Annotated in this window: 20 protein-coding genes; 12 read left to right on the forward strand and 8 right to left on the reverse strand. The window is 41.7% G+C overall.

Annotated elements, in window-relative coordinates; all coding sequences use genetic code 11:
- Positions 1–1,104, reverse strand: coding sequence for a tRNA (guanine(10)-N(2))-dimethyltransferase (locus ACM9H2_RS00360; RefSeq protein WP_415487044.1), 1,104 nt, complete (start codon positions 1,102–1,104; stop codon positions 1–3).
- A 117-nt stretch (positions 1,105–1,221) separates the two neighbouring features.
- Between ACM9H2_RS00360 and ACM9H2_RS00365 the strand changes: the two genes are divergently transcribed.
- Positions 1,222–1,563 (forward strand): hypothetical protein, encoded by a 342-nt coding sequence (locus tag ACM9H2_RS00365; RefSeq protein ID WP_415487046.1) that lies wholly within the window; start codon positions 1,222–1,224, stop codon positions 1,561–1,563.
- A gap of 219 nt (positions 1,564–1,782) precedes the next feature.
- Here the strand turns inward: ACM9H2_RS00365 and hisH are convergent, their stop codons facing one another.
- The gene (hisH, locus tag ACM9H2_RS00370; protein WP_415487048.1) at positions 1,783–2,409 is read right to left on the reverse strand and encodes an imidazole glycerol phosphate synthase subunit HisH; all 627 of its coding nucleotides are present in this window, start codon (positions 2,407–2,409) and stop codon (positions 1,783–1,785) included.
- 76 nt (positions 2,410–2,485) lie between these two features.
- Positions 2,486–3,061 carry a uracil-DNA glycosylase gene (locus tag ACM9H2_RS00375; RefSeq protein ID WP_415487050.1) on the reverse strand — a complete coding sequence of 192 codons (576 nt, stop codon included), beginning with the start codon at positions 3,059–3,061 and terminating at the stop codon, positions 2,486–2,488.
- A gap of 27 nt (positions 3,062–3,088) precedes the next feature.
- Between ACM9H2_RS00375 and ACM9H2_RS00380 the strand changes: the two genes are divergently transcribed.
- Together ACM9H2_RS00380 and ACM9H2_RS00385 are read left to right on the forward strand one after the other, a co-directional pair.
- On the forward strand, positions 3,089–3,514 hold the full coding sequence (locus ACM9H2_RS00380) for a YbaN family protein (protein ID WP_415487052.1): 426 nt from the start codon (positions 3,089–3,091) through the stop codon (positions 3,512–3,514).
- Positions 3,515–3,519: 5 nt separating this feature from the next.
- A complete protein-coding gene (locus ACM9H2_RS00385) occupies positions 3,520–4,134 on the forward strand; it encodes an MBL fold metallo-hydrolase (RefSeq protein WP_415487054.1) in 615 nt (204 codons plus the stop codon).
- A gap of 18 nt (positions 4,135–4,152) precedes the next feature.
- On the opposite strand, the gene ACM9H2_RS00390 is transcribed toward ACM9H2_RS00385, so the two are convergent.
- The gene (locus ACM9H2_RS00390; RefSeq protein WP_415487056.1) at positions 4,153–4,305 is read right to left on the reverse strand and encodes a 50S ribosomal protein L40e; all 153 of its coding nucleotides are present in this window, start codon (positions 4,303–4,305) and stop codon (positions 4,153–4,155) included.
- 69 nt (positions 4,306–4,374) lie between these two features.
- Entirely contained in the window at positions 4,375–4,866 is a 492-nt protein-coding gene (locus ACM9H2_RS00395) for a DUF367 family protein (RefSeq protein WP_415487058.1), read from the reverse strand.
- A 94-nt stretch (positions 4,867–4,960) separates the two neighbouring features.
- Here ACM9H2_RS00395 and ACM9H2_RS00400 point away from each other — a divergent pair, with 94 nt between their 5' ends.
- A complete protein-coding gene (locus ACM9H2_RS00400) occupies positions 4,961–5,557 on the forward strand; it encodes a LysE family translocator (protein ID WP_415487060.1) in 597 nt (198 codons plus the stop codon).
- A gap of 52 nt (positions 5,558–5,609) precedes the next feature.
- On the forward strand, positions 5,610–6,371 hold the full coding sequence (locus tag ACM9H2_RS00405; protein ID WP_415487062.1) for a rhodanese-like domain-containing protein: 762 nt from the start codon (positions 5,610–5,612) through the stop codon (positions 6,369–6,371).
- On the opposite strand, the gene serS is transcribed toward ACM9H2_RS00405, so the two are convergent.
- The gene (gene serS / locus ACM9H2_RS00410) at positions 6,368–7,723 is read right to left on the reverse strand and encodes a serine--tRNA ligase (RefSeq protein ID WP_415487064.1); all 1,356 of its coding nucleotides are present in this window, start codon (positions 7,721–7,723) and stop codon (positions 6,368–6,370) included. The genes ACM9H2_RS00405 and serS overlap by 4 nt on opposite strands.
- A gap of 115 nt (positions 7,724–7,838) precedes the next feature.
- Here serS and ACM9H2_RS00415 point away from each other — a divergent pair, with 115 nt between their 5' ends.
- The 6 genes from ACM9H2_RS00415 (at position 7,839) to mvaD (ending at position 13,995) form a co-directional block, all read left to right on the forward strand.
- A complete protein-coding gene (locus tag ACM9H2_RS00415; protein WP_415487066.1) occupies positions 7,839–8,615 on the forward strand; it encodes a class I SAM-dependent methyltransferase in 777 nt (258 codons plus the stop codon).
- 31 nt (positions 8,616–8,646) lie between these two features.
- A complete protein-coding gene (locus ACM9H2_RS00420; protein ID WP_415487068.1) occupies positions 8,647–9,378 on the forward strand; it encodes a ThuA domain-containing protein in 732 nt (243 codons plus the stop codon).
- A gap of 36 nt (positions 9,379–9,414) precedes the next feature.
- Entirely contained in the window at positions 9,415–9,873 is a 459-nt protein-coding gene (locus tag ACM9H2_RS00425; protein ID WP_415487070.1) for a bifunctional nuclease family protein, read from the forward strand.
- Between the two features lie 57 nt (positions 9,874–9,930).
- A complete protein-coding gene (ggt, locus tag ACM9H2_RS00430) occupies positions 9,931–11,589 on the forward strand; it encodes a gamma-glutamyltransferase (RefSeq protein ID WP_415487072.1) in 1,659 nt (552 codons plus the stop codon).
- 71 nt (positions 11,590–11,660) lie between these two features.
- Positions 11,661–12,947 carry an MFS transporter gene (locus tag ACM9H2_RS00435; protein WP_415487074.1) on the forward strand — a complete coding sequence of 429 codons (1,287 nt, stop codon included), beginning with the start codon at positions 11,661–11,663 and terminating at the stop codon, positions 12,945–12,947.
- A gap of 76 nt (positions 12,948–13,023) precedes the next feature.
- On the forward strand, positions 13,024–13,995 hold the full coding sequence (mvaD, locus tag ACM9H2_RS00440; protein WP_415487076.1) for a phosphomevalonate decarboxylase MvaD: 972 nt from the start codon (positions 13,024–13,026) through the stop codon (positions 13,993–13,995).
- On the opposite strand, the gene ACM9H2_RS00445 is transcribed toward mvaD, so the two are convergent.
- The gene (locus ACM9H2_RS00445) at positions 13,992–14,747 is read right to left on the reverse strand and encodes an SDR family NAD(P)-dependent oxidoreductase (protein WP_415487078.1); all 756 of its coding nucleotides are present in this window, start codon (positions 14,745–14,747) and stop codon (positions 13,992–13,994) included. The two genes, mvaD and ACM9H2_RS00445, sit on opposite strands and share 4 nt — an antisense overlap.
- 76 nt (positions 14,748–14,823) lie before the next feature.
- Between ACM9H2_RS00445 and ACM9H2_RS00450 the strand changes: the two genes are divergently transcribed.
- Positions 14,824–15,717 (forward strand): NAD(P)-dependent oxidoreductase, encoded by an 894-nt coding sequence (locus ACM9H2_RS00450; RefSeq protein ID WP_415487080.1) that lies wholly within the window; start codon positions 14,824–14,826, stop codon positions 15,715–15,717.
- Between the two features lie 26 nt (positions 15,718–15,743).
- On the opposite strand, the gene acnA is transcribed toward ACM9H2_RS00450, so the two are convergent.
- Complete coding sequence (gene acnA / locus ACM9H2_RS00455; RefSeq protein ID WP_415487082.1) at positions 15,744–18,419, reverse strand: aconitate hydratase AcnA; 2,676 nt, start codon at positions 18,417–18,419, stop codon at positions 15,744–15,746.
- Positions 18,420–18,435: the final 16 nt, after the last annotated feature.

Genomic DNA, 18,435 nt, shown 5'->3' on the forward strand with positions numbered 1-18,435 from the left:
TTAGTTTCCTGTAGCCTCGTATATCTCAGAAACTGTAGCATTTGTTTTCAATGTAGTTCCCCCATAGTGGGTTCTTGAAACCTCAAAACCCACATCTGATAAACATTGCACAAATATTTCCATGGAGGGCGCAGGGCGCTTCCACAGTCGACATAATTTATGCTGGTCATAGTGTGTAGGAATTTCTAGTTCCTCTAATAACCTTGAAAATATTTTTTGCGCCCTATGGGCCATACCCATTTCTTCTGTTAGGTTTCCCTCAACCCTGCCTACAAAATCTTTGCTGGCTGTATTTCCCAACCAAATTGGACCAGAAGTTGTCATTTTTGTACTGCCACACGAAGGACAAATAGAAGGTGGAAACGAAATCAAACCATCTTGAGTATCCCGATGCAAACAAGAGGTACAGTGATGCAAGTATCCTATTTCCTCCAACGATTCATTTGCTCTTGACACTCTCCTTTCTATTTCTACATACACCCTATAATAATGGCGAGTAGCATGGCATAATATGGGATTAATTCCAATATCATATCGCGCAGCCATTCGTGCCATCAAAGAAAGAAGAACTCTAATTCCTACTTCTGCATGGTATTCCGTTTTCCGAGGAATGGAACTATATCTCCGAACACCCGCCTGGAAATGTGCACCACAAAGAGGTGCTGTGTCGGTCGCAGTCACACAAATCAAACGCTTAGCCCCTCTGAATGCACTATCCAAAAAAGAAATCGGGCTTCCAAATGGGTCTATGTCCACCACGTCATATCTATTAAGACGAAGGACAATATTGACATCATTTTGATACACTTCTCCCGACAATCCATTCCTAGATAAATTAGATTTACACAATTCGACAGCATCTTCCTCAATATCCACTAATGTTACTTTCCAACCATCTGCAGCAGCCCTCACTCCTCTTATCCCGGTCGCAGCATTTGCATCTAGATATGTATCAACCCCCTCAACCCTGTATGCTCGCAACGCCGCTACTGTTATATCTCTATTTAGCTCCATATTCGGATTAAAAAACACATCTTTAGTTCTACCAGACACCGATGCAGACGGAACTATGGCTTCAATCCCTCCCTCTGAGACTGTATACATATATCCACGTCTGTGGCAAAACCTGAAAATCCATCGTTTATGGTTACTTGCCATCCTCTGTCCAACAAAGTTGCCAATTTATTTATTTTTATTACCCTGGAGCACTAACTACACCTTGTGCCAAAGCCCAGTGGAAAAAACAATTCCTCGCTACCTGAAAAACCCGCAAATTTTTACACAGAGTCATTACTACAGAAAAACGGGATTCGTGGACAAAAAGCCCTCGAAGCTATTCAAGAAGACAGGGTCAAACAATATCGAGATTTCACCGTAGTTGTCGGATATGATGACGAATATATCGTGGAAGACGGGATGTGTACCTGCAAAGGTTCAGAATACAATATCAAAAGCGACACGAATAAGAAATGTTGGCATTTATTGGCAGTAGATATAGCAGAAAGAACTGGAAGCATAGATTACCATGACATGTGGTATTCCGAAGTCCGAGATTTATTATGAATTTTTTTCAAAAACCAAAACCGTCTGAAATTTTTTGGTCCCTATTTCTATCAATCCCCGTTGGTATTGGTGTATCTTTGGCCATAATGAGAAGTACCGGGGGAAATTTAACAGAGCCACTAGTATTCGTACCGGGATTGCTTTCTTTTTTATTTATATTTTTAATCATTATCCTCAGTATTCTTACCCCTGAAGATTCCTCTTAAAATCTTTTTAGACTCATACACTTTGACAAACTTCAATAAAATTATGGAGAATTTTTAAACCAGTTTCTCCAGATTTCTCCGGGTGAAATTGTGTCCCAAAAATATTTTCTCTAGCAATCATACTAGCAAATTCCCCCCCATACTCTGTAGTTGAAACTACCGCAGAACTATCTTTTGGAACTGCATGATATGAGTGCACGAAATAAGCGTGCAATCCATCCACTCCTTTGACAATAGGATGATCTTGTACAATCTTCAACTCATTCCACCCCATATGCGGCACTTTTTCATTTCTAATTCTGATATTCTTACCTGGAATTAGATCCAGTCCCTGCACATCCCCTTGTCCTACACATTCTGCCTCTTCTGATTCTGTTAGTAACATTTGCATTCCTAAACAAATACCAAACATAGGAATCCCACTTTTTCCAATTTCAATAATACTTTTTTTGAGTGGTTCTGCATTTTCCATACCCTCTGAAAATGCTCCCACTCCTGGTAATACCACACCATCTGCGTGAGATATAATATCTATATCTGATGTTACAATCACATCCCCGCCCGAACGCTCAAAACCCCTTTTAACACTCCTCAGATTTCCTAACCCATAATCTATTATTGCTATTTTTACATCAGTCATGGATTATCTCCCACTTATTCTACTAGACTAACAATCCACAAAAGGATTATGCACAGAAATCATACCCACAATACTTCTACTTCGCCCCTTTCATTTTTAATCCAACCAACTCCACAGCTTTTGAAATTGCAGATTCAAAAATCACTTTTTGGTTTGGATTATAGAGAGTCGCAGCGGGGTGAATACAAATCAGAATAGACCGATCCACTCCCTCAATGTTCGCTAATTCTACTTCGCCCGCTTCTTTTGTAACTAGTACTTCCCTTTGAAGTAAATGTTCAGATGGAACTCGTCCCAGCGCAACAATCAATTTAGGATCTACAAGTGCAATTTCGGTGTACAGATGGTTCTTGCAATTAGAAAGTTCTTTTTTGGATGGATTTCTGTTTTCTGGGGGCCTACAACGAACACAATTAGTGATTCTAACATCTCCTCTTGAAATACCATTTTCTTGTAAGCTTCTATCAAGAACAAGGCCACTTCTCCCCACGAATGGCTTTCCGCTTATGTCTTCTTCTCTACCTGGACCTTCTCCTACAAATAATATCTCCGCGTTCATTTTTCCATCCCCATTAACAATCATAGTCCGTGAAGAAACCAATGCGGGGCAACGCTCACATGAGATCACTTTCGATCCCCTCATATCCTCCATATACTTTACTAGTTGTACTGACAGTTTATGAACTCTATCCCTATTAAACAACCATCAATCGAATTTGACCCAAACAATCCAAAAAAATACTTATATATGGCAATTGGTTTCGCCGCCCTCTTCATGGCATATGTTGGAGTCATAACTCCTGGAATACCGTTCACTGGATTTCTGATTATTGCAGCTTGGGCCTTTGGGAAAAGTTCCAAAAAATGGCACAACTATCTCTACACCCACTCAATCTTTGGACCCTTTCTTCACAATTGGGAAACTGAGCGGGTATTCCCTCGAAAAGCACGGTATATAATGATGCTATCTATGTGGTTCAGCTCCACCATTGTTTGGATTACCACAAAATCCATAGCCTTTACCGGTGCCGTAGTTCTCATCATGATACTAGCCATACTTTGGACTAATAGATACCCCGAATCCCCTTCAATCAATACGATGTGACTCCAATGGACGTTTGTAACCTCACGCATGAATCCACCATTTTTACTTCCAACGCGTATTTGATTTTCGGAGAAAAAACCACTCTTGTAGATGTAGGTTCTGACCCCAACACTCTTGAAAAAATTTATCTCCATACCTCCAAAATAGATTCTATAGTTCTGACCCATCAACATCCCGATCATGTTGGATCTTTACATGATATCATGGATGCTTTTCGACCCGATCTACATTGCTATGCAGATCATCCTTTGCAAACATCAAAACTTACCAATGGCCAAAAAATATTCATGGGCGACGATTGGTATACGACTCTCCACACTCCTGGACATTCCAAAGACCATTTGGTTTTTTTGAATCATAATTCCATTTTTACAGGAGATATAGTCGTCTACAGTGACCAAGCGTTCCATCGTGGTAGTTTCGGACGCACCGATCTACCTGGCAGTTCCCGAGAGGATTTAATATCTAGTATAGAGCTAATATTATCCAATTCCCCTCAAGATTTAAGGAATATGTACCCAGGCCATGGCCCGATGTTCCACGGAGATGTTTTGGAAGTAATCTCTAAAGCCCTGGCTAGAGCCAAGAAACGAGAGCCAAAATACAAACCAGAGGGATAACTCCATTCTGCAATTAAACTAACCAGCAGCTTGGCGTTCTCTTCTTCTAACACGCAACCCGGTATATCCACATTTACGGCAAGCCTTCGCTTTCTGTGGATTTCGGGCATTACAACGCATACAAATTTTCTTTTGCAACATGCGTTTCTCTGCTTGTTCAAAGCGCGCCATAGCCACACGTATAGTCTACCACAATTAAAAACTTTCGAGTCCCATCGGGGCTTCTAAACAACATTTTATTCAAGACAAGTACAATTCTTGGACATTTACCACATCTTCTGAAGTTAAACAAGACGCATATGATTCTAAAGGCTCTTCATTAAGTGTTAAAAAATTCAGTCCCCATCGGAACTTAGATAGTACCTTTCTAGATTGTTCTTTCTCACCTAAAATAAACAAAGAGGCCGCTATAGCCTCCACTGTTGTAAGTTTAAACGGCTTTCCATAGTTCACGGGATTGGCTGCGACTAGAAATGGTAGCGCCCGGTGGATACCTTTCATAGAAAAACTACCAACCCCTGCAGTTTCCCAGGAACAATCCAACGCCACCAATTTGTACGGATATTTATAATCGGCAGGAGACAACGCCTTTTCCGAATACGGATTAAGGATTATGCCATATGGTGTTGACTTATTATCTCTATGTAATTCAGCCAACCCGAAACGTGAAAGCTTTCTAGCCGTGCATTTGCTTGGATCGTCGTCACCTTCATATCGAATATGGATTTCCACAGCTTGACTATATATCCAGAAGTACCAAAAGAGAATCGAAGGAAACCCCATTTCGAACCCTCAATTTTTTGTCTGTACACAGCTTTCTTTTTTCATGGATTGGGCACTCATAAGCGCAACGGCTTTATTTATGGTTTCAATGACTTTCTCCCCTGGACCCAACAATTTACTTTGTGCAGCACATGGGTCTCAACACGGAATCCGAAACACTTTGTCATTGATGATAGGAATGTTTTTTGGATTCACGGTTTTAGCACTCATAATTGGAATCGGAGCCGTTTTCATTGAACAGAATGCCAATATACTCCAAATACTAGTCTACGCTGGCGCATTGTATATTGCATACCTCTCCTATAAAATAGCGTTCTCATCCTCCGTATCCACCGACGAATCTACTCAACTACTTGGTTTCTCTACAGGTCTTTTCTTACAACTCGTAAATGGGAAAGCATGGATCCATTTCATTGTTTTAATGACCACCTTTGCAACTCAATTCGCCCCTGGCTATGGAGTAAAAATCTTGTTCGTTTTAATCAATTCCACATTGGGTTTCACAGCCCTATGTACATGGGCATTTGCCGGAACGTTACTTCGTAAACTATTCAATACACCTGGACAAGTTCACACCTTGAATTTGCTGCTGGGACTATCACTTTTCTCCGTGGCAATCTGGATCGCATTTTTTCAGTAGATCCAATTAAAAATCCAAACACTTGATATCTCCGTATCTCAAAGACTAACTAATGCAAAGGAGAGACATTCTATTAGGAATTGGAATTGCAATCTCTGGGTGTCTCGGTACAAGTGAAAATAACAAATATGAACCAGATTTAGACCCCTTCGATGGATACCCTCCTCTGCCCGCTCAAATTCCCCCTCGACAATTCTTTGACCCCACTACTTTTGATGTGGCTAAAGTCAACTCTCAAACTATCCCTCTAGCACCCCTCAAAACAGTCTATAATTGGCACCAAAGAGGAGAAGCCCGTTTTGTCGACTCAAGATCTCAAACACAATACGAACGATCACACATTCTAGGATCTATACTAAGCCCCGCACCATCTGGAATTGGATCCTCAGACCCCACTTCATATTGGCCAAAAAACGATAGAATTGTGACTTATTGTGGATGTCCACTTCATCTCTCCACATTAAGAGCAGCTAGCTTATTGAATTCTGGATTTACAAACGTTTACGTACTCCAAGATGGATTTTGGGAGTGGCACGATAGACGATATCCTCTGGCTGGAAATGATCTAAACCTTGCGCCCAAAATTTGGATTCTTCACGGAAAAACAGACCCCTCTTTTTCTGGAAAAACAGTTTGGATACGCGAGTTACAATCGGGACAAGTAGAGGCAACTATGATTCAAACCAATGGCGAATTTAAGTCTGACATACGATTTTCAAATATCTCTCTCACAACACCCATTTCAATTGAGGCCCCTCATCGAACCATAGTTAGCCCTCTCTCTGCATTAATTGACACAACAATTGAAATCTAGTTTCTCAAACCTGCACCAACTGCACTCTCTCCTATCGGATCACTACCTTCAATTCTTTCCAATCCACCCATATATGGACGCAATACTTGTGGTATTTCCACAGTCCCATCTGCATTCTGATAATATTCTAGAATCGCAACCATGACCCTAGGAAGTGCCAAACCTGAAGCATTTAACGTATGGATATAATCTGCCGATTCATGACGCTTCGGACGATACCTCAATCCTGCCCTACGCGCCTGGAAATCTTCAAAATTAGATGCAGAAGAAACCTCCAACCACCGACCATCATTTTTTTCTTCATTATTCCCTATCGGTGTCCAAATTTCAATATCATAAGTTTTAGCCGAGGAAAATGTCAAATCTCCTGTACAAAGGGAAATTACCCTATATGGCAATTGTAGTTTCTTGAGCACTTCTTCTGCATCATTCACTAACAACTCAAGCTGTTCATAACTTGAATCTGGCCGGGTAAAATTAACCAATTCAACTTTATTGAATTGATGCACTCTAACAATTCCTCTAGTTTCTGTACCATGTTCTCCCGCTTCCCTCCGAAAATTAGGAGTGTAAGCCTGATGCTTTATTGGTAGATCCTCATCAAGTAAAATCTCTTCAGAGTACATATTTGTAACCGGGACTTCTGCAGTTGGACATAGCCACAGATCTTCTCCTTCAATTTTATAAGCATCATTGACAAATTTTGGAAACTGCCCTGTCCCCGTCATAGATGCAGATGATACCGGGATTGGAGGGATTAATTCAATATATCCCTGTTCTCTATGGATATCTAGCATCAGTGAAATTAAAGCATGTTCCAACCGCGCACCTTCTCCTTTCAAAAAATAAAAACCCGACCCTGTAGTTTTTGCACCTCTCATCTCATCAATTATGTCCAACCTAACTCCTAGATCATAATGGGGAACAATATCCTCTGGAAATTCTCTTAAATTTTCAAATCCCACCCGGCGAATCTCAACGTTATCTGATTCATCCATTCCCGTCGGGACACTTTCATGTGGCACATTCGGTAATTCCAATAACCCTTTCTTTAATTCTTCTTCTAGAGCTTTCGCATTTTCTTCTAGCTTTTCTAATTCTACTTTCAACCCCGACGATTGAGCTATGGCTTTCTCAGCAGCCTCATTTTCCCCTTTACTTTTAAGATTTCCAATCAACGTTGAAACCTTATTCCTTTCATGCCGAAGATCGTCACATTGGGCCTTCATAACTCTCCATTTCTCATCTATTTGAAGCAATTTTACCACTACTTCTCCTTCTCCCATATTCCTATTTTTGATGGCCTCTTTTACTATCTCCGAATTTTCTCTAAGATATTGTCTAGCCAACATATTCCTACATTTAACAACGAGTGCTTAAGGAAAACAATATCGGGTTGTCACTACTAAAAACCCGATAATATATACTTAAACAGAAAATAAAGTAAACATAAAACCCAGTTTTACCATGGAAAACCGTCCCACTCACAAAAAACAAACTGCCAACGCTTTTGGAAATAGGGCAAACTCTTATCTCTCTAGTAAAATCCACCGTGAGGGAGATGATTTAGATATCTTAGCCAATTGGTCAAGAGGCTCTCGACTCGCACTCGACATAGCCACTGGAGCAGGACATGCTGCCAATGCGATTTTCCAAAAAAATTCCTCTCACTCTCGTGTTATAGCTATCGACATATCTCCTAAAATGGCACACACAGCTCTATCTGCATATCCTATCTTGGAAGTGGCGGTCTCCGACGCAGAATCTCTACCTTTCCACGATGATTCATTTGATACCATCGTTTGCAGAATTGCAGCACACCATTTTCCCAACCCCCGTCTGTTCCTTGAGGAAGTCTCTCGAGTATCAAATTCTTCCGGTGTTTTTCTATTTGAAGACAACGTAGCTCCCAATACCCCTTTTCTCAACACATTCCTCAATACCGTTGAAAAATTGAGAGATCCCACCCACATTCAAAGCCACACAGTAGATCAATGGACAAGTTGGATTGAAGAGCAAGAATTTAACATAGAATCTGCCACCGTCCTGAAGAAGGATATTCCCTATATTCCTTGGACTACCCAATCTAATACATCTAAAGATAACCTGACAAAACTCAATGAACTTTTCATTAATGCTCCACCTGAAGCAAAAACACTTTTTGACATAAAAATTACTAATGGATCTGTGGAATCTTTTTCAAATCTGAAACTTTTGCTAAAAGCCACTCGATTGAATCAATAACTATACCTTCTCCGCCAGAACCAACTACTCTATGGTGCGCGTGACAATCTGGAATGAATACCACTGTGAGCGAGATAATTCATCAGCAGGGGAACTTTACCCCTCTGGGATTCATAATTTTATAGCTAACTTTCTCACCGAATCTGGGTATGTCACCACCACTGCAACCCTGGACTCTCCCGAACACGGACTCCCTTCTGAATTATTAGACCAAACAGATGTACTGCTTTGGTGGTCCCATAACAAAAATGAATTATTAGACGACTCCATCGCAAAACGTGTGACAAAAAGAGTGTTGGATGGAATGGGATTTATAGTACTTCACTCGGCATTGCGCTCCAAACCATTCCAATTGCTCATGGGAACTTCGTGCCGATTAAAACGAAGAAATGCAGATGAAATCGAGCGCGTTTGGATAGTTGACCCCGGGCACCAAATAGTCCAAAACCTCACCTCCGAGTATATAGAATTCCCACAATCTCAGGTCTTCGCCGAACCATTCGATATACCTAGACCCGACGACCTAGTATTGGTTAGTTGGAACGAAGGAGGCGAAGTTTTTCGAAGTGGGTGTTGCTGGAAAAGAGGAAATGGAAACATATTCTTCTTGGGACCTGGGCACGAAACGCATCCTGTATATCACAATCAAGACATTCAATTGATTATCAAAAATGCTATTGATTGGGCCACACCGAAAAACTCACCTCCTGTTCAATACGGAAAAATGAGTGGGGCAACAAATTCCGAATCTAATCAAAATTAACGAGGATTTTTTTACCTTCCATCCCCATTAAGCATCATGGATCACGAGGCAGAAATCCGAGGAATTGGAATCAGTTGGTGCGAATCTGGAATGGCAACTCCCGTAGTACTTTTAACAGCCAAAGATAGATACGTTCCCATCTTTATTAGCCCCGACCAAGCACAATCCATTCAGTTCGAATTGCAAGGAGAAAGGAGCACCAGACCACTTACTCACGATCTGTTACTAGAAATCATAACCGAACTAGGAGGTGCACTTGACAAAATCATTGTAGATGACCTTTCTGGAGGAACTTTCTACGCTAAAATTCATCTTCAACGTTACACCGATGGAAAATCCCATCCGTTTGCATTCGATGCTCGGCCTTCTGATGCGATCGCTCTAGCGGTCCGAGCAGATTGTCCAATCCTTCTTTCAGAATCAGTGTTAGATGCAGCAGGACAGTCCATTGGCGATTTCATATTACAAGAGTTTGGGAGTACTGGGTGGGAGTAATTCCTACAATACTCACTTGTATACTTTAATAAACTGTATGCACTAATTACTATATAGATGAAATTCAGCTATCCCTGGCAATTCATTGGACGCAGATCTGCAATGATGGCAAAAAATGGAATGGTTGCAACAAGCCAACCATTGGCAGCCCTTTCTGCCCTCCGCGTGTTAGAGAATGGTGGGAATGCAGCAGACGCAGCTGTAACCGCAGCTGCAGTACTCAACGTCGTCGAACCCCACATGTCTGGTATTGGAGGGGATATGTTCGCTCTAGTACATTTCAATAACCAATACCAAGCGTATAATGGAAGTGGCGGTGCCCCTGAAGAAGCCAATTTATCACTATGCCAAAATCTAGCCTCTGAACAGAAAACCGAAAGTGAGTTTCAAAATCTCGACACCCAACCAACCGAAGACGAGCTTAAAATGCCCACAAAAGGTGGACTTTCTGTAACAACCCCTGGTGCTTTAGCAGGGTGGAACGATCTACTAGAAAAATATGGTACAATTTCCCTTTCGGAAGCATTTGAACCCGCAATCAAATATGCAAGAGATGGTTTCCCAGTGAGTGAATATATTTCTTGGCAATGGTCTTTTGCTTCAAATAGAATTACTCCCTACCCTAAAACTGCACTCACTTATCTCCCCGGTGGTTCCCCACCCACCCCTGGAGACATCTTTTCCAATACTCAGTTAGCCGATACATTTGAGCTAATCGCTAAACACGGTATTTCAGAATTTTACAACGGAAACTTAGGAAAAAATATGGTTGAAGCCGTACAAAAAGATGGTGGACTCTTATCTCGATCAGACCTCGAAGAACATGAAGGGGCTTGGTGCGATCCAATTTGTACTAATTACCGTGGAATCGATATACTTGAGGCTCCCCCAAATGGCCAAGGACTGATAGCACTTGAGGCGATAAACATTGCCGAAAATTTTGACCTTCCACCTTCTATCACAGACCCCGACCGGATCCACACACTCGTTGAGACCTTCAAGATAGCAGTTTCAGATGGGCACAAATACATCTCCGATCCTGCCATGGTGGATATCCCCATGAAAAAAATGCTATCAAAAAAATACGCACAAAAACGAGCTCAAGAAATAGGAGAATCTGCTAGTTCTTATATTCCTAAAGCCGGTCCAAATGGCAACGATACAATTTACATTTCTGTAGTCGACGGTGATGGAAATGCAGTTTCATTTATCAACAGCATTTTCATGGCTTTCGGAAGTGGACTCTCTTCAAATGGTTTCTTAATTCACAATCGAGGATGTTCATTTAGCTTAAATCCAACACACGCAAATTGCATCTCTCCTCATAAAAGACCATTTCATACCATAATACCTGCCATGCTTCAAAAAAATGGAGAGTTCAAGGCGTCTTGGGGTGTCATGGGTGGCTCTATGCAACCACAGGGACATCTGCAAGTCTTGCTATCTTTAGTAGACCTGGGTCTCAATCCTCAAGCTGCAATGGATGCCCCTCGATTTAGATGGGTAAATGGAAATACAATTGCCCTAGAAACTAGCCGTATCCCCAATAGTACCGTTGCTGCACTACGCAAAAAAGGGCATGATGTTCTGGAAGAACATCTCTTCTTCAACCCCAGAGAACATTTTGGAGGTGGGCAATTTATTTATTCAGATAAAAATGGCACTCTCATCGGAGGATCTGATCCTCGCAGAGATGGGATTGCAATTGGATACTAATTCGATTTTATCCATCATTGCTCCAGTTTAAACACTTGCCATTCCTAAAATAATCGATAAAGTTTCCTGAAATGTCCCTTCTCCCAACTTCTTTTAAAGATAGACCAGAACTCGAGCGAACCGCTTCTTTTCTTTACGGTGTAAGTGCCCTTTCCATGATGGGTGTGACGTTTATCTCACCCGTCTTTCCCCTGATGTTTCTAGAAATAGGAATGACCGAAATGGATATGGCAAACATGATCGCATGGTTCACATTTCCCGCTCTTATTTTCATACCTCTCTGGGGTTTCATCGCTGACCGTTTCCAAAGGAAAATAGTCCTTGCAGTTTCTCTATTACTTTTTGGTGTCTGTGGGACTGCTATCTTTTTCACAGATAATATGCAAACAATACTCTTGTTACGATTTGCACAAGGAATTGGAGTCAGTGGAATCATGCCCATGTCCGGCACTATAATTGGAGACATGTTTTCCAAACAAACTGATCTTGAAGTTGGAGCTCAAGGTTTGCGAGTGGTTTCTATAAACATAGCCAAATTTTTCTACCCAGTCGTAGGAGGTCTCTTGGGGGGGATAGCTTGGAATTTACCTTTCTTGTTTTTCTTCATAGCCATACCTGCTGGATTATATACTCTCAAATATATGCCCGAAATGGGAACTGAAGAAAAAGAACCGCGTACAACTTCTTTTGTCTATTTCTATTCATTGTGGAAGGCCCTGTTTAATTGGTCTGTCGTAATCTCCTATGCCGTAGTTTTCATGAGATTTTTCATCAAATACGGTGTCTACACATTCTTACCATTGATGGTATTAAAATACGGTATGTCTTCCGGAGAGGCTGGACTCGTTTTCAGCATGATGAGTTTAGGACTCGCGGCAGTAGCCACCCAAGTCAAGCGTCTAGCAAATAGCAGATTCGAGATCAAATATATAGTTTTGGCCGGTATGATTTTTATAGGAATAGTTTCAATTGGTTTCAGTCTCGCAACTTCTCTCATTTCTTTCTTACTTGTTGGCCTTCTTTATGGTATAATGGAAGGATTCGCAGCAGGTCTGGAAACTAGCCTACTGACCCAAAATACTTCTCGAGACATCAGGGCTGGGATAGTTTCAATTGGATCTTGGATCCGAAATCTAGGAAAAACAATATCCCCTTTATTCTTCCTTTATGTTGCTACCCACCCTGAATTATTCATTCCCCTATCTCGTATCCCCATTTTAAACTTGGATCCTGCAACCATAGTGGGGCCCGACCAAGGATTTATCATCACAGGACTGTTGGGCACTCTTGCCGGTGTTATACTAGCAGTATTAATCACCCTTTCTTGGGCAATCAAAAAAATAAATTCTCCCTCTTAATTAGCTCAAACCCCCTCACTATTCCCTCCTGTCAAATATCGAGAGTGTTAAGTTCATCACACGCACGCCTCATTCCATGAAGGCGACCGCAAGAGCCCATCCCATCCAAGGACTCATAAAATATCATGGAATGCAAGACCCTATACTCCGGCTTCCTTTCCACGATAGCATTAGCGTTTGCACAGCCCCGAGTAGTACTACTACTACCGTGGAATTTGATTCCACTCTAAAATCAGATCAATATTCCATCGACGGAAAAAATCTCCAAGGGCGATCAGCTGAACGTGTAAAAGCAGTTGTAGACCGGGTACGCGAATTGGGCGACATTTCTCACCATGTAAAACTTGAAAGTACAAATTCATTTCCTTCTAATATAGGACTTGGATCTTCTTCATCTGGTTTTGCAGCAGCAGCTTTGGCTTTGTCATCAGCAGCCAATCTAGATCTTTCTTTGGAAGAAATTTCTACTATCGCCAGACGTGGGTCCAGTTCTGCAGCACGTTCTGTGACCGGAGGATTTTCCATCTTACGTTCAAGTGAAAACGATCTTGAATGTAAATCATACCAAATTGAAGATGGTTTCTCTGATGATTATCGAATCATTGTCGCAATTGTTCCTGCCCATAAAGAAACAGAATCTGCCCACGCAGAAGCCACTGAAAGTCACATGTTTCAAGCAAGAGTAAAACATGCAGAATCTCAAATATTCAACGCACTAGATGCAATAGAAATCGGAGATTTTGATGGTATCTTCTCACTTGCAGAATTAGATTCTATTTCCTTGGCAGCAACTACCATGACAGGCCCAAAAGGATGGATTTACTGGAAGCCAGAAACCCTATCGATTTTTGAAAATATCCGCGCCTTGAGAGAAGAAGGTTCAGATGCATATTTTTCAACTGATACTGGTGCAACAGTTTATATCAATACGAGGGAAAAATATGTTTCTCAAATCTCAGATTCTATATCCGATCTGGGAATCGAGACAAAAACATGGCACATGGGGGGTCCTGCAACCCTCTTAGATAGCAAAGAAGATCTGTTTTAATTTTCAAAAATATAGTCTGTTTCTTCATACCCCTCTCCATCTCCCTTCCCCCTGTACCTTCCACCATTTCTTCCTTCTCCACTTGCGAGTTTAACCATCGGTTTTATAATCACATCCGGGTCGTGATTCATATTCTTCAAAGGATCTTCCACAAAAGCAGCTTCGCTGGTTCTAACCCCTCCAGGGGGAGGTGTAAATACCAATGAATCCACGGGAGTGTTCTTCAGTTCCAAGGACAATGTCCAATGAAAACCCTCTGCCCCAAACTTAGACGAAACATACGGACTTCTTTTGACTCTTCCTTTTTTACCATGTCCTGATGTGACGTGAATTATTCTTCCACTTTTTCTATTTAACATACTTGGAAGCACAGCTCTAGTACATAAGAAACATCCGCGCAAATTGGTGTTTATCACTTCATCCCATAATTCAAGAGGAACTTCCGCAACTGAGTATTCTTCACCCACTAGTGTCAATTGCTTCACGCCTGCATTGTTAACTAGAACATCCGCCCCCCCAAATTCCTCCGATATTTTAATTAAACGTTCCACATCATTTTCATTCCCCACATCGGCAACAACGGGAATTGCTTCTCCCCCTCCCTCAATTTTTTCTACTGATTTTTCCAGTTCTTTCCTATCTATATCTCCACAAATTACGGTTGCTCCTTCTTTAACAAAACCCACGGACATAGCTTCTCCCAATCCTGCAGCAGCACCTGTCACAATAATTACCTTATTCACAAGCTTCATACAATTCTCTCTGCAAGGAACTCACGTAACAATTGCGACAGAGGATGCTTTTATGTTTTGAGACAGGTTATACACTATGACACAATCAATTGGATTCGTTGGTTTAGGGATAATGGGTCTCCCTATGGCAAAAAATCTATTAAATTCAGGATATTCTGTAATCGGCTATAATCGATCCAAACCTAGATTACAAGAATTCGCTAAAGCCGGAGGAACGCCCGCAAAAACAATAAAAGAAGTCGCAGAAAATGCACAAATAGTTATCACTTGTTTACCCAATTCACAATCAGTCTCTGATGTAATTTTCCAAAAGGGAGGCCTATTAGAAGGATTTCAAAATGGAAGTACACTCATAGATTGTTCTACCATATCTCCCAAGACCACTGTAGAAATCGCAGAAAAACTCACCAATTCTGGTGTCTCTCTACTTGATGCTCCTATTTCTGGAGGCGAAGAAGGTGCAATTAATGGTTCTCTCTCTATCATGGTAGGTGGGGATTCCGACCTCTTAAGTCAACATATGGATGTTTTCAAATCAATGGGAACTACAATAACCTATTGTGGAAAGAGTGGTGCGGGACAAATAGCTAAAGCATGTAATCAAATAATCGTTGCATCCCAGATGGTCGGTGTCAGCGAAGCGGTACTTCTCGCAAAAAAAGCTGGGGCAGATTTAGATTCTGTCGTTTCTGCAATTTCACAGGGTGCAGCTAGCTGTTGGACACTTACAAACCGTGCCCCTGACATGATCAAGGGAGATTTCACTCCGGGATTTTTCGCCGAATACCAATATAAAGATCTCTGCATTGCAGTCGACTCTGGAAGGGAATTTGGCTCCCCCATGCCTCAGACTATGGTAGCACATGAATTATACAAATCCATGGTTGAAAATGGCATGGGAAAAGATGGAAATTCTGGAGTTTTACAAATATTAGAACTACTTGCTGGAACCACCAATAGAGCTATTTAATTCCCTTTTCCTATCCTACCCAACTCTTATGCAAGAAGTCTCCTAAGAACATAATTTAAAATTCCACCATGTTCGATGTATTTCACCGCAGCGGGTGTATTCACTTGGGCTACAACTGAAAATTCTACTTTATTTCCATCCTCTTTCTCAGCAATGACTTTTAATCTTTGACCAACAGCTACCCCCGATTCTAGTCCTACTATATCATACTTTTCTGATCCATCAAGGCCCAGTTCCATTCGCGATTCTCCTTTTTCAAATTGAAGTGGGAGCACTCCCATTCCTACTAAATTATCTCTAAATATCCTTTCATAACTTTCTGCAATTGTCGCGCGTATTCCCAAGAGATCTGATCCCTTCGCCGCCCAATCTCGACTAGAGCCTGCTCCAAATTCTTTCCCTGCAAGAACAATAAGTGGAATTCCTTCTTCGTGATAGTGTCTACTAGCATCATAGACACTTGAAACCTCTTGAGAAATAAAATCTAATGTGTAACCACCCTCTGTCCCTGGGACCAATTCATTCTTAATTCTGACATTAGCAAATGTGCCTCTCATCATTACCTCATGATTCCCCCGTCGCGATCCATATGTGTTAAATTCATATGGAGACAAACCCTGATCTGAAAGCCAAATACCCGCAGGGACACTACCCCCAAATGGACCTGCTGGACTAATGTGATCTGTCGTAACAGTATCTCCTAATACCAACAAACAACGCGCGTTCTTTATATCTTCTGTACCTGGGGGATCTGAAGAAAAGTCTTGGAAAAATGGAGGTTCTCGAATATATGTAGATTCAGAATCCCACTCATAATTCATTCCTTTTGGTGCAGAGAGCTGTTCCCATTTTTCATCTCCCAGGAATACCTCTGAATATTTCTGTTGGAACATAGAAGGATCTAAATTTTCACTCACAGTCTTGTTTATTTCTTCGTTACTAGGCCAGATATCCGCTAAATAAACTGGATTCCCCTCTCGATCTTCTCCCAGTGGTTCTGTTTCTAAGTTGATGTCCATTCTACCTGCAAGACCATACGCCACAACAAGAGGGGGACTAGCAAGATAATTTGCCCTAATTTTCGGATGAATTCGCGCTTCAAAATTTCTATTACCACTCAAAACACTCGTTGTCCACAAACCATTCGCGTCAATGGCCCCTTCTAAACTTTCGGGCAGGGGACCCGCGTTCCCAATACATGTTGTACACCCATATCCCACAATATGATAACCTAATTCTTCGAGCGGAACGAGCAAACCCGATTCTTTCAGATATTCTGTGACAACTTTGCTACCTGGAGCTAGACTAGTTTTGACATGAGGTGGTATTTCGAGACCCAATTCCACAGCCCTTTGAGCCAGAAGTCCCGCCGCTACCATGACCGTTGGATTCGACGTATTTGTACAACTAGTAATTGCACTTACCACGACGCTACCATGTCCAATTGAAGAACTCCGTTCTCCTTCTAACTCAACCAAAATTTCTTTTGATGTCTCTTTTTCCCCAACTTCAGATTCAAGTAAATCTTCGAAGTGATTCCTCATCTCATTCAACAACACCCTATCTTGCGGACGTTTTGGTCCGGCTAGGCTAGGTTCTATTGTTGATAAATCTAGCTCCACAATTTCTGTATATTCCGGCTCTTGCTCTCCAAATAATCCCTGCTCTTTTAGATATGCCTCGACTAATCGAATATGCTTTTCATCCCTCCCCGTTAACCGAAGGTATTCTAGCGTCACGTCGTCCACTGGAAATACGCTAATAGTGGACCCTTGTTCTGGAGCCATATTCGAAATAGTGGCCCTATCTGGAACTGACAACGTCTTGACAGCTGGACCAAAGAATTCTACAAATCTATCCACCACGCCCACACCTCTTAAAATTTCTACTATATACAGAACCAAATCTGTCGCTGTAGCTCCTTGTGGCAATTCGCCCGTTAATTTAACTCCAACAACCTCTGGAAGTGTCATGGTTATGGGCTGTCCTAACATTGCAGCTTCTGCTTCAATTCCTCCCACTCCCCATCCTACTACTCCAATTCCCCCAATCATAGGCGTGTGACTATCAGTTCCCACAAGTGTATCTGGAAGTAGCCACTGATCCTCTCCCACCAAACGTGAGTGAACAACTTGCCCAAGATATTCTAAATTCACTTGATGTACAATCCCCGTTCCAGGAGGTACTACTCTAAAACTAGAAAATGCTTGCTGCGCCCATTTAAGAGCACGATACCGTTCACCATTTCTTTTATACTCCATCTCAACATTACGTTCGTACGCATCTTCCGATCCAAAGAAATCCACCTGGACACTATGGTCAATTACCAAATCACATGGAACTGCAGGTTCCACAATTGAAGGATCTTTCCCCGCTCTATGAGCAGCCGATCTAAGCGCTGCTAAATCCACAACTGCAGGCACTCCTGTTAGATCCTGCAACACAACTCTAGATGGACTAAATGGAACTTCCACGTCTGGAGTTTCAGGCGCCCACGACGCCGCATGTTTAACATCTTCGAAAGTTATTATCTCCTCATCCACATTCCGCAAAACAGCCTCAAGTAGAATTCGAATGCTAACTGGAAGGCTATTTAATTTACAAAGACCATCTTGTTCCAATGCTTTCAAGGATGCTATCTTATACACATCCCCCTCGAATTCAAAATCTCGTATTGCGGGTGGAGGATTTAGTTTTTCCATGGAGACCCTACGCATA

Source organism: Candidatus Hikarchaeum yamanae (genome assembly GCF_009889665.1).
Classification (GTDB): Archaea; Halobacteriota; Halobacteria; order Halobacteriales; family Hikarchaeaceae; genus Hikarchaeum; species Hikarchaeum yamanae.